Raw genomic sequence first — 11210 nt, 5'->3', positions numbered from 1 at the left:
GCGATCACAGCGCAACCCGGCAATAAAGGTCATGGTTTTCCAGTGTCCGTGAGGAATGCTGGCGACCATCCGCTGGCCTTTGCGACAGCGCCCCCTCAGGCGCGCCATCTTGGTGTTGAGACCGGTTTCATCAATGAACACGATGTTGCCGATCTTTTCGGGGTGGGCCTCAAGCCAGTTCTGACGCTTGCGCCACACCGTTCGTGCCGCCTGTACATCAGGACGCCCCTGCTCGCTGGCGTGGGCCGTTTTTTTTGAAGCTGATTTTACGCGACCGAAGCCAGTCATCTATGGTCGATTTGGGGGCGCGAACGCCATGGACGCTGGATAACCGCTCGGACAATTCTTGTAAGGTCATGTCCGGCGTCTCTTCAATCCAGCTCAGGATATCAGCTCCGTAGGGATCAAGGCGGCGCTTGTGGGGACCATGTCCTTTGGGGGCCACGGACCCTTCTGTTTCATACTGATGCACAAAGCGGATGGCAGAACTTGGACTCACCTCAAAATGGGCTGCAGCACGCCGACACGACATCCCTGTGGCCACTTTCTGAACCAAACGAATACGTAAATCATGCGAAATGGTCATGATAAAAACTCCCTCGCGTTCCGATGACCAAGGGAATCACAAAACTCTTAACAGGGATTCAACAAAATCAACTTCGACTCATTTATTATCGGAAACGCTCTAATGTCACGCGGTATGAACGGACCCGAACTGGCGATTGGTGATGGTGCCATGGGGTTCTGGGCGGCGCTGGAGGAAGTCTATCCCGAGACACGCCAGCAGCGTTGCTGGATGCACAAGACGATGAACGTCCTCAACTGCTTGCCCAAATCCGCCCAGGCAAAGGCCAAGGATTCACTGCACGACATCTGGCAGGCTGAGACAAAGGCAGAAGCCGAAAAGGCCTTCGATCTGTTCATCAAAATGTATGAGCCAAAATATCCGAAGGCTGCTATCTGTCTGCAAAAGGACCGTGATGAGATGATGGCTTTCTATGACTTTCCGGCGCAGCACTGGCAGAGCATTCGGACCAGCAACCCCATAGAATCGACTTTCGGGACCATTCGTCACCGCACCAGGCGATCAAAAGGATGCCTGTCTCGTGATGGCATGCTGCACATGATGTTCAAACTCGGGCAGTGCGCCGAAAAGAAATGGAGACGATTACGCGGCTTCGATTACTTGACCAAGGTGATAACTGGAGTAAAGTTCAAAGACGGTGTTGAGGTAACAGACGTCGATCTGGTCGCCGCTTGATTCAGGTGTCAAAACACCACTTTTGGGCATAACTCAAACAAAAGTCGCTTAAGCCAGAGCTTTTTTCAAACCACTTTGGATCGCAGCATGAGCTGTTTTGTAAAAAGGTTTTGCCGCCCATGGCAGCGCTACGACCATTTTGACGCTGTTTTCCAGAACAGCCAGCTTGCCTGAAATTTTGAAGCCCTTGGCCTTGCCGGAAAACGCAAAACGGCCATCTTGATGAACGTATTTCAAGTCCTCCAAAAGGGTCATGTCGGAAGATTGAGAACTCGTCGCCAAAAGGCGTTCAATTCGCAAGGCAGCTTCTTCCCGGCTTAAAGCGTGTTCAACTTCGATTTTGAGATCATCCAATGGGGAACATTCCAACGTAACACGCGCTTTTCATTCGGGCTTCACTCGGGGGAAAAGCGCGGCTTAAAGGGGGGGGGGGGGTGTTTCAGTTTGCTGCGCATAATCGCGACGACGTTGCCGAGTTTACCCGCAACATTGGTCACGACCGCGCTCACATCATTGACAAGCTCATTCATCGGGCTTTCTTGTAAAACTCGCAGCAGACCGCCACCAAGTTCTTCAATTTCCACGTTCCTGGGCTCTGCCATTTTGTCACAGAACGCGCACTTGGGAAAAGGAATTTTGCCAGCCATCTGTTCGCACTTGGTTTGAAATTCGCCCAACAAATTCTGCACCGGCACGTCCTGAATTTCCCCGCCATGTTGCGCGGTTCCCGCGATGGGCGTGGAAGCCGCCGTTACGGGCGCTTCTTCGTCAAGGGTGGCTTGCAGATTTTCTTCAAAGGATTTGCTCTCATCCACTGAGGACTGCGCAGTCTTCGGCTCGGATTTAACAGGCTTAGCTGCTTCAGGCTTAGCTGCCTCAGGCTTAGCTGCCTCAGGCTTAACCACTGCTTTCGCTTCGGCCTTCTTGGGCTCGGGCGTTTTCGCCGCGTGTTGCGGCGCAGCCTTAGCGACACGCGATTTGGAAGATGAGCGTTTAGCCATGGATGTTTTCCGCTTCAGAGCCTAAGCAACAACCAAGGACTTAGATTTTGGTTGAAATGTTATGAATGACCGGCAATTTCCAGGCCCGGCTGAACAGCACCGAAACAATGCCGATAACCGAAGCCAACACGATCAGCATTGCCGACGATGAAAAGAAGAACTTGCCAAGACCGGGCATGTACAGCGCCATAATGGCCAGCACGCTCCACATCCAAATTACCAAACCTTGTTTGGCGTGGAAGTGAATGAATTCATCATCGCGATTCGTAATCAACGGCACAAGGCACAGCACGCCCATGTAGCTGAGGATTCCCATGGCATACGAATGAATGCCGCTTTCTCTACGTACAACTTGCTTGGCCATGATGGTCCCTCGCCTTATATCTTGAACACCGCTTGCTTGCGGTGATGATCATGAACACTTAAGCTCCGGCGATAACGGCCGCCAGCTCAAGTTCTTCTTCGGTTTGTGACTGTTCCGCTTTGCGACTGCGCACATAACCGTACACCGCCACCGCGCCGATCACGCCCAAAGCGATAGGCCCCCATGCGCCCAACCCCAGGCCAAGTCCCAAGGTTTTCCCCGCAAATGCGCCGCCGGCTGCGGATGATTTTACTGTTGCAGCTTTGCTTACTGCGACTTGCATGACCGCCATCGTCGATTACTCCAAACGGACTATTACAGCGCCCCCCAGACACTTAATACTTACGCGTTAAGTATATCGTGACAACGTTGCCCTAAAAAACTGTTTGCGATAATACGCGCACATCGCATTCGAATTCAAGCACTTCTTACAATCAATTGCCCATCAATTATCCAGCCTAAGCACTTGAAAACACGCACCTAATATTGATAATTAGTCGCAACAAAAAAGTACAATAAAACCAATGCTCGATGTTGATCTTCCCAAAAAGGCGTGCTATTTTAGTTTTATCAGTATTGATTGCCTTCTTTTTGGGTGCGGTTAGTGCATGTGTAAAATGACGTGAGAGGCGAAGCTTTGGTAGCTTGGACCTAAATCACAAATTTGGGGAAACCAGTATGTATCTTTTGAAAATGACCAAAGCTTCGGGCATCCCGTCAACGTTGACCGGCAAAACCTTTACCGTTGGTCAAGTGACCACGACGGGTAATGGCGCTGGCAAGTGGCTTCTGCTTCAGCCCAAGGGCGTGGGCGCCGCTTCGGCCGCTAAAGGCTCCGTGATCTTGAAAATGGAAGGCAATCGTCAACTGATGGCCCTCGTTGGCAAGACCGTAACGGTCGGCAAAGCCCCCGTCATGGGCGCTGGTGCTGGTGCTGGCAAGTGGTTGGCTCTGCACCCTGTCGCAACCGCCACCAAAGGCGCATTCGCTGGTGGCAGCGGAGTCAGCGCGATCCTAACCGCCGCGAAGGCTCCTGCAGTCGCTTCGACCGCAACCACGGTTACCAAAGTAGCCGCCGGTAGCGCGGTCGCCACAAAAACATCCGCCGTTGCGGGCACCATCTGGTCCGGCACAGGCCTCAGCCTGGGTCTCGGCCTGGGTCTCGGCGCACTTGGGCCGGCCTTGCTGGCCGGTGGCGTAGCAGCGGGTGGTTATTACCTCTACAACCGCAGCAAAAACAGCGCCACCACCGACGAAGACTTGCAGAACGAACTTGCAGGTGCGCTGGCGTAAAGCGGACTGACCTTCGCCGCAAGGTGGATATGGTTCTTAAACAAGCGCCGATCGCTTTAACCAGTGATCGGTGTTTGTGCGTCTGCTCCCCTGAAATCCACATGAAGCCCACCTGAAGCATATCGAACGTTCTGATTGATGTAGGCCAAAATGAAACTGCGGGTCCTGATTTCCTTTTCTCCGGTTCTGCTCGCGGCATCACTGGCGGCCTTATCCGTGCTCGCGTGTGGAGCGCCGTCGGCATTCGCCCAAGACAACTTGGTGCCGCAATCCACTTCCGCTACAGCCGTCTCCCCTGCACCAGCCGAATCCTCAGCCGCCGCAGATGTCGAATCCCCCACCCTGCCCACCCTCGCAGAATCCCACACCACCAAGCGTGGTTCTTCGATCATTTTGTTTGATCAATCCGGGTCCATGGGCCGCTACGATCCCTTGGTCATTTCAAAGATCTGGCTGCAAACCATGGCGCGCACCTTCGCCGGGACCCATGACGTCGTGTTGGTGGGATTCGACGCCGACGCTCACGCCCCCATCCCCCTCGCCATCGGCCCCGACGCCGACATGGGTGTGGTTCAAGAGCGCCTCAACCAAATCAAAACCCGTGGCAAGGTGACCGACCTGGAAAGCCCTTTTCGCTTTTTGGCCGGGCTCAAATCTCTCGATGACATCGACTTGATCCTCATCATCAGCGACGGTAAACCCGAAATTTGGGACCACAAGCTGGCCTACCTCAGCCCCCAGGTCTTGGTTGATCCGCGCTACGGGGATTTAAAAACGCGTTTCGAGCAAATGCAGGCGGCGGGCACCTCCTTAAGCGACACCCTCAACGACCTAGGCCCCCAATTTCAGCGCCGCAATTTGGATCTGATTGCTGCGGGACTGGCGCAACTGCCAGCAGAAATTGGCAAAAAAACCGTCTTCTGGGATATGTCGGCGGATTCCGCATACCTGCACGATTGGGCGCAAGCGCTCGGCGCGGAGTACATGCCCGCACGCATTGACGAGCAAGAAAATTCCGTCAAGCACTTGCTTGATGCCTTACTTAAACTGCAAAGCAAAACCAGCGACTTGGTGAAAGAGCCTTTGCCGGGGGATTTGCAGTCTCGAATCGACGCCGTGCTGTCGGTGGTACAAGCCGCAGAGCAGCAATATTTAGCGAACGGCCCGCCGCGCGAACCAATGCTGCCCGGTGTTTCACCAGCGAGCGAACAAGATCCTTTGGCGCAAAGCCTTCTTCCGGCCAACCCAGCAACTGACGGGGCGGCACAAAACGCGCCGGATCGCGCACAAACGATTGTCTATCCCGCAGACCGGCAACCGCTCAGCGAGATGATTTCCGGTGCCGTTTTGGACAAAGCCCATAAAAACAGCCGCGAAGCCAATCTGTTCGCCAGCGTGGTGATCATTTTGGGGCTAATTTTGATCTCCGCCAGTCTCACCTGGCTGATGGGTCGGGCGCGGATTTTAGCCGTTTACGCCTTCCGCTCTGCCACCCAAGAGGCCCAACCGCCCACTGCGCCACCACCCGTGCCCATAGACAAAAAAACCAGTCCCCAGGTGGGTTAACCCCCCCCCTGGAAATATTCGATATGTTTATGCTTTTCAAGCACATCTGACGCTTTACCACAGCCGTTTATAAATGCTACAATCCAACCACGTGAGTATTTCACATTTTAGTTATTATGCCCCAGTCCAAGGGGATGCTTCACTAGAAGGAGGGGCACGATGCCTGTCACACAAGCCGCAATTACTAAAGCCGTGATCAAACGAGAAATAGAGAATGAAGCTGGCCGCCAAGTAGCTGGCGCAAAAATTGCTGCCGGTGCCAAAGCGGGTGCGGGTAAAGTCTGCCTAGCGGGTACCAAAACGGCTGCCGTTGCGGGCAAAGGCACAGCTGGCCTAAGCGCAATGACGGGTGCTGCCGGGGGTGCTACGACGGGTGCCGCGGGCACAACGGGTACGGCCGGTACCGCCATGACGGCGGGCACCGTCGCCAAAGCGGCCGGGGCTTCCAAAAGCGCCGGCGGAGCAACGGGTTTGTTGGCGGCCGCCAAGGGCGCTTCGGTAGCCACCTGGGGGCCGGTTGCCCTGGGCGTGGTTGCGGCAGCGTTGCTGTACAAGTACTTGAAAGACAACAAGGGCCTCTCCGATCCGTCCGAAACGGATCTCGAAATTCAAGAAGCCCTCGGCTGATTCACTCCATAAGCTTCCCCTCTTAAAATTTGGGGGGGAGCAGCGGCAGGACTTCTTCCCCACTTTGTCCGGTGGGGATATAGAGCTACAGGGGATACCGCCGGGGACTGCCGTTGAGAAGGCATGGCCTTTAAAAGTCCCGATTGCATAAATTTAGGCGTGATCGCCGAAACCAGGAAACGTAAAAAATGGCTAAAAAAACGGTTCGCAGCAAAGGCGGTTTTCGCGCGCGTATGCTGGCTATTATGAGCTACCTTGGCATTTTATGTTTTGTCCCCCTGATGCGTGGGCGCGATGATGAGTTCGTCTATTTTCATGCGCGCCAGGGGTTGATCATCTGGATGCTGGGCGTGGTCGGAATTTTTTCGCTGTACATTCCCGGGCTGGGCAAGTGGATGTTCACCACGTCGCTGTTTTTTGTCTTGGTTTTGTCAATCATTGGCGTCATTTCCGTTTTTTTGCACCGGGCGTGGAAGCTTCCTATGATTCACACCCTGTCCACCTACATCTAAAACATCCCGCCCAACCCAAGGCAGCAAGGACGCTGCTGTCCTAAGGTCGTAATCCATGAAAGATCCTGAACTTCTTGTCGAACGGCGGCACCACAATACGCTCTATCTGCTGGCCGCTGTATGCACGATCTTCATGACTCTCGCTGTTGCCGTACAGCCTTTGTTCTTGCGCAACGTGCTCAACCTTTCGTTTGAGTACGCGGGCCTTATCAACGCCAACATCCAAGTGGTCACCGAGATCTTGGACTTAGGCTTGATCATGTATTTGGGTTATCTGTCCGACCGTTTTGGCCGCGTTCCCATCGCCACGGTGGGCTTTGTGGTTGCCGCCTTTGGCGCGCTTTTAGCCGTTTACAGCGCTGAGCTTGGGATTCTTTTGGGTGTCGGCGGAATTGCCTTTTATTATTTCAGCCGCATCATCATGTCGCTGGGCACGGGCGCGGTGTGGCCGCAAATTTCGACCATAGCCGGCGATTACACCGACTATGCCAGCCGCCCGCGGTTTCTTGCCAACACGGTATTCATGATGGCCCTGGGGGCCACCTTGGTCTATGCCGTGCTGATGCAAATCCCGAAGCATTCTGGGCTTTCCTCTGTGATGGTAATGACCGCCGTGGTGGCCCTGATTGGTGCCTGGCTGACGCGACATTTTATGATCGACGTGGCCCCGAAGCTGCGTGAAAAAGGCGTTCCGTGGCGGCGTATCCAGCAATTGGTGATGAAGGAAGAGCGCGTCCGGTTGAGCTTCGCCGCCGCTTTTTTCGCCCGCAGCGACATGGTTTTTATTGGCCTGTTTTTGATGATGTGGTTCATCTATTTCGCCGATTTGGTGGCCATCAACCAAGAAGAAGCCGCCGCCCACGCTGGACTGCTCATCGGGCTGACGGGCTTCACCATTTTGATTTCGATCCCGTTTTGGGCCAAATTTATTGAAAAACGCGGTCGCGTGATGACCATCTCTTTGGGCATGATGCTGTCTGGAATCGGTTTTTTGCTGATGGGCTTCATCGTCAACCCCTTTGAATGGGCCATTCTTGTGCCCATCGCGCTGATTGCGACAGGTCAGGCGGCGTGCTTGATTGCGCCTCAAGTGTTGGTGATTGATTATAGCCCCAGAGAAATCCGCGGCTCCGTTTTGGGGGCTTTTAATGTCGTCGGCGTGCTGGGCATTATCTTTTTTGTTCAAGTCGGCGGGTGGCTGTTTGACAGTGTCGGTCCCCATGCTCCGTTTCTTTTGATCGGCACCGGAAATTTAATCTTAACCTGCTATGCCTTGTGGGTCCTGCGCGGGACCATCAAAGCCCGTTCAAACCCCACCGAACCTGTTGATGTCGTTGATGTCCTTAAAGACATTGAGAGTCTTTAAAGGCCTGAAGGGTCTTTTTACCGATGCTGACTGGTCTTTAGGATTTGGTAAATAACAATGACTATATTTGTCAGACATGGCAGAGTGGGTATAGTCAGTTGTAGGTGATGCGTATCATCGTAAACTTGAACTGCGCAGGTAAATGATCTCTTAAGGGGGCAAGAGGGTAATGGCGGACAAGAGCACCAACGATAAAACACCTCGGCGCGGCGCAGCGCTGGGCACCCCATCGGGCACCCCATGGGCCACAACCCCACAAAGCGCGGCGAAGGCTGATGAGCCGCAATCGTCTAAAGTGACAGAAACCGTTCACATGGGCCCCGCCATGGCCACCGCCGCCGCCATGGGCGCCACGTCTGCTGCCCGATGGAGCGACAGTTTCGACTTTGCCCCTTGGGCTGGCGGACCCACAATGGATGCCGCACCGCGCGCCGCACCGCCGATGTCACCCCAGTCGCGAGCACGTCTGCAAGCCACTTTGACCCGCTTTAGAGATGCCGACCCCATTGACAGTTATGAAAACCCGTGGGGCGAATCGGATGGGGCGGGTAAACCGATGAGCCGACGCGACGCCATTCGCGCCCGCGCAGCAGCCAAACGCCTCGCCCAACTGGTCGGCGAGCGGGACGCCGTGACCGGACATTTCGTTGACGAAGACCACTATGCGGAGGCCGAAACGAGTGACACACAGATTGCCGACGATAATGTCGTGCACGATAATGTTGGACACGCTGCAGAGGCAGCGCCCGCAAGGTCCAAAAAAGAAGCACCGCAGACTGCTCGACGTCCGTCCTACAAAATAGGGGGAAGTCGCGACATCACTATTGAAAGCCTCCCCTATGGCGTGATCAATGTCATCGGGGACGGCATTGTCGCCGTAGTTGATGGCACCATTGCAGCAGGCACCTCTGTTTCGACGGCCATCAAACCGGTGACCCGCCTAGTGCCGCCGGCAGCGGCCGCTGGATTGGTATGCATCGCGGGGGTTGGTGTGTTTTATGGATACTCCCAGGCGCTTTCGCTGGCGTGGAAAGTTTAGTCTTTTTTATTGAGCCCAATTTAGCTTTTTTGTATTTCATTCGAACGACTGGTCCCGATGATGAACGATACGGATAACACAAGCAAAATCTCTACAGAGGATTCCGACAACACCTTGTTGGTTGGCTTCGATTTTGGCACATCTTGGACGGTGGTGATGACCAACCGCGGCCACAAAGAACGGATCCGCTCTGTGGTTGGTTACCCTCGCGACATGATCGGCGTGAAGCTTTTGGGCGCGCCCTATCTGGTCGGGGATGACGCGTTTAAAAAGCGCTCTTTTGTGGATCTGCGCGCCCCGCTTAAAGATGGCGTGATCCGCGAATATGTGGAACGAGACTTAGAAGTCGCCCGTCATTTGGTCAGCCATGTGATCGAATCGCTGTCGCCCCGGCCCGACGATGAAGTCTGCGTGATTGTAGGCTCGCCGGCCCGTGCGACCAACACCTCCAAGGATCTTTTGGCGCAAATTTTTCAAGAAGTGGTGGACGAAGTTCAGGTTCTGTCCGAACCGTTTTTGGTCGCTTACGGCTATGACAACTTGGTCAATAATCTGGTCATCGACATTGGCGCGGGCACGGTTGATCTGTGCGCACTGAAAGGCGCGATGCCGGGGCAACATTCCCAAGTAACGGTCAATAAGGCGGGCAACTTCGTCGATGAACAGTTGGAAGCGCTGATCACCGAAGTCTATCCCGACGTACAGATGAACACCCACGTGGCCCGCGCGATCAAAGAACAATCGGGATATGTGGGCGACGCCCCGGCGCAAATCACCGCTGATTTGCGCGCCAATGGTCGTCCGGTGTCTTACGATGTGACCCAGATGGTCGGCCAAGCTTGTGAAATGATGATCCCCGGTATCATCGAAGGCATCGATCAGTTGATCCAAAGCTGCCCGCCCGAAGACCAGGCGGAAATGCTGCTCAACATCTTGGTTGCCGGCGGTGGCTCGCGGATCATTGGAATTGACACCTACATCCAAGCCGCCTTGGTCGATTATTACGGCGACGTGAATGTGAAGTGTGTCGATGACCCGGTTTTTGCCGTTGCTAAGGGGGCCTTGAAGTTGGCCACCGAACTGCCGCCGCGGTATTGGGAAAAGCTCGGCAACGTAACCGATTATTAAACCGCGCCGCGCACTTACGGATACCCGGCAACCAAAGTGGAGCTAGATATCGTGTTGAAGGTTTCTGCATATGCTCTGCTTGTGGTCGTTTTGGTTATGTCGGTGTTCCAATTCACCACGCTCGGCTCTGATACGCCCCTGGGTCAAGTTTTGCGCGACATTATGCCGATCGCGGTCACCATTGTCGCCCTGGCTGCGGGGATTCTTTTGGCTACCTTGCCAGAAATCCACCGCCACCTGATTGCTCTGTTCAAAGGCTCGGACCACGCTGCGGACCAAGACCTGGGTGAAGACCGAGGCCAGGACCAAAACCAGAACATATCGCGCGAAACACTGTCACTGGCGTCTGTTGGACGGGCTTTACCTCTGCGCCAGCCCAGCCCCAGCCTCAACGAACCCTTCCCCGCCAAAAGCACCCCCGGCGAAACTGCGCGGCCGGGCGATGCCTTTGAGAAAACGGCGGCACAACTTTGTGCACCAAATGTTGCAGCGGATTCAGAAATCAACGTGAAGCCAGGGCAACCCACCCACCACACAGACATTGTACCGGTCGAAGACCTGTTCAATGGGGTTGTCAGCGCGTTGGGGAGCGGCCTAGGTGCCATCATCGACACCGGTGCCGTAACCTGCAAACCCGTTGCGCGCGCCATGAGACAAGGCTGCAAAGGGGCCTTTAAAGGGCTGAAATCGACTCTAGATTTTCTTGATAATTAGGGCTCTTCGACGTTTCAAGTGGATTTGAATATATCTCCAAGCGGGGCCGCGATCAAATAAATCATGGTGATGAAGGTCTCGGTGTTGCGGTAGCCCCTGGCCCGCGCCCGTGCGGCTTGGAACAGTCCGTTCATCGCTTCCATGCGGGCGTTGCTGTGGGTTGATCGCCAGCGTTCGAGGATACGTTGTCGCCCGTGAAAAAGCCTTAATCCCTGATAACGTAAAATATCTTTCGCACATTTGATTAAGGCTGGTGGCCCCGATCTGGTTAAGGTGGTGATTGCGAGATCAACCACACCAGATAGTTCGCCCTGAAAAACTCTCAACATATTGATAAAT

General features: G+C 54.6%; 14 protein-coding genes and 2 pseudogenes. 9 read left to right on the top strand and 7 right to left on the bottom strand.

The annotated features are described in order from the left end of the window. Positions 1-240 (bottom strand): annotated as a pseudogene (locus tag BEN30_RS00080) (IS630 family transposase); the annotation flags it as partial. After that, entirely contained in the window at positions 218-586 is a 369-nt protein-coding gene (locus tag BEN30_RS00075; protein ID WP_069956304.1) for a helix-turn-helix domain-containing protein, read from the bottom strand. The gene BEN30_RS00075 and the pseudogene BEN30_RS00080, both read right to left, overlap by 23 nt. A 99-nt stretch (positions 587-685) precedes the next feature. Between BEN30_RS00075 and BEN30_RS00070 the strand changes: the two are divergent. Further along, a pseudogene (locus BEN30_RS00070) lies at positions 686-1261 on the top strand (IS256 family transposase); the annotation flags it as partial. A gap of 48 nt (positions 1262-1309) precedes the next feature. On the opposite strand, the gene BEN30_RS00065 reads toward BEN30_RS00070, so the two are convergent. From BEN30_RS00065 to BEN30_RS00050, 4 genes are read right to left on the bottom strand one after another with little or no spacing between them, the layout of a single operon-like run. Further along, positions 1310-1615, bottom strand: coding sequence for a polyhydroxyalkanoic acid system family protein (locus BEN30_RS00065; RefSeq protein ID WP_069956303.1), 306 nt, complete (start codon positions 1613-1615; stop codon positions 1310-1312). 41 nt (positions 1616-1656) lie between these two features. Next, complete coding sequence (locus BEN30_RS00060; RefSeq protein WP_084004848.1) at positions 1657-2262, bottom strand: hypothetical protein; 606 nt, start codon at positions 2260-2262, stop codon at positions 1657-1659. A 40-nt stretch (positions 2263-2302) separates the two neighbouring features. Beyond that, positions 2303-2626: a hypothetical protein gene (locus BEN30_RS00055; protein ID WP_069956301.1), complete on the bottom strand. Its 324-nt coding sequence runs from the start codon at positions 2624-2626 to the stop codon at positions 2303-2305. 58 nt (positions 2627-2684) lie between these two features. Then, positions 2685-2918, bottom strand: coding sequence for a hypothetical protein (locus BEN30_RS00050; RefSeq protein ID WP_069956300.1), 234 nt, complete (start codon positions 2916-2918; stop codon positions 2685-2687). Between the two features lie 386 nt (positions 2919-3304). Between BEN30_RS00050 and BEN30_RS18755 the strand changes: the two genes are divergently transcribed. The 8 genes from BEN30_RS18755 to BEN30_RS00010 all read left to right on the top strand — a co-directional run bounded on the left by BEN30_RS18755 (position 3305) and on the right by BEN30_RS00010 (position 10871). Beyond that, a complete protein-coding gene (locus BEN30_RS18755) occupies positions 3305-3919 on the top strand; it encodes a hypothetical protein (RefSeq protein ID WP_069956299.1) in 615 nt (204 codons plus the stop codon). 150 nt (positions 3920-4069) lie between these two features. Beyond that, the gene (locus BEN30_RS00040) at positions 4070-5485 is read left to right on the top strand and encodes a vWA domain-containing protein (RefSeq protein WP_069956298.1); all 1416 of its coding nucleotides are present in this window, start codon (positions 4070-4072) and stop codon (positions 5483-5485) included. A gap of 159 nt (positions 5486-5644) precedes the next feature. Then, positions 5645-6112, top strand: a complete 468-nt coding sequence (locus BEN30_RS00035) for a hypothetical protein (RefSeq protein ID WP_069956297.1) — start codon at positions 5645-5647, stop codon at positions 6110-6112. A gap of 188 nt (positions 6113-6300) precedes the next feature. Then, on the top strand, positions 6301-6624 hold the full coding sequence (locus tag BEN30_RS00030) for a hypothetical protein (protein WP_069956296.1): 324 nt from the start codon (positions 6301-6303) through the stop codon (positions 6622-6624). Positions 6625-6679: 55 nt separating this feature from the next. Next, positions 6680-7990, top strand: coding sequence for a magnetosome biogenesis transporter MamH (gene mamH / locus BEN30_RS00025; protein WP_084004847.1), 1311 nt, complete (start codon positions 6680-6682; stop codon positions 7988-7990). A gap of 169 nt (positions 7991-8159) precedes the next feature. Further along, positions 8160-9029, top strand: a complete 870-nt coding sequence (locus BEN30_RS00020; RefSeq protein ID WP_069956294.1) for a hypothetical protein — start codon at positions 8160-8162, stop codon at positions 9027-9029. 57 nt (positions 9030-9086) lie between these two features. Continuing rightward, positions 9087-10157 carry a MamK family actin-like protein gene (mamK, locus tag BEN30_RS00015; RefSeq protein WP_245648941.1) on the top strand — a complete coding sequence of 357 codons (1071 nt, stop codon included), beginning with the start codon at positions 9087-9089 and terminating at the stop codon, positions 10155-10157. Between the two features lie 51 nt (positions 10158-10208). Beyond that, positions 10209-10871: a hypothetical protein gene (locus tag BEN30_RS00010; RefSeq protein ID WP_139134772.1), complete on the top strand. Its 663-nt coding sequence runs from the start codon at positions 10209-10211 to the stop codon at positions 10869-10871. A 14-nt stretch (positions 10872-10885) separates the two neighbouring features. Here BEN30_RS00010 and BEN30_RS18905 read toward each other — a convergent pair. Then, positions 10886-11210: transposase (locus BEN30_RS18905; protein WP_139134771.1), on the bottom strand; the 325-nt coding region annotated here is incomplete at its 5' end.

This window comes from Magnetovibrio blakemorei (assembly GCF_001746755.1).
Classification (GTDB): domain Bacteria; phylum Pseudomonadota; class Alphaproteobacteria; order Rhodospirillales; family Magnetovibrionaceae; genus Magnetovibrio; species Magnetovibrio blakemorei.
This window is presented reverse-complemented; position numbering and strand designations above follow the sequence as displayed.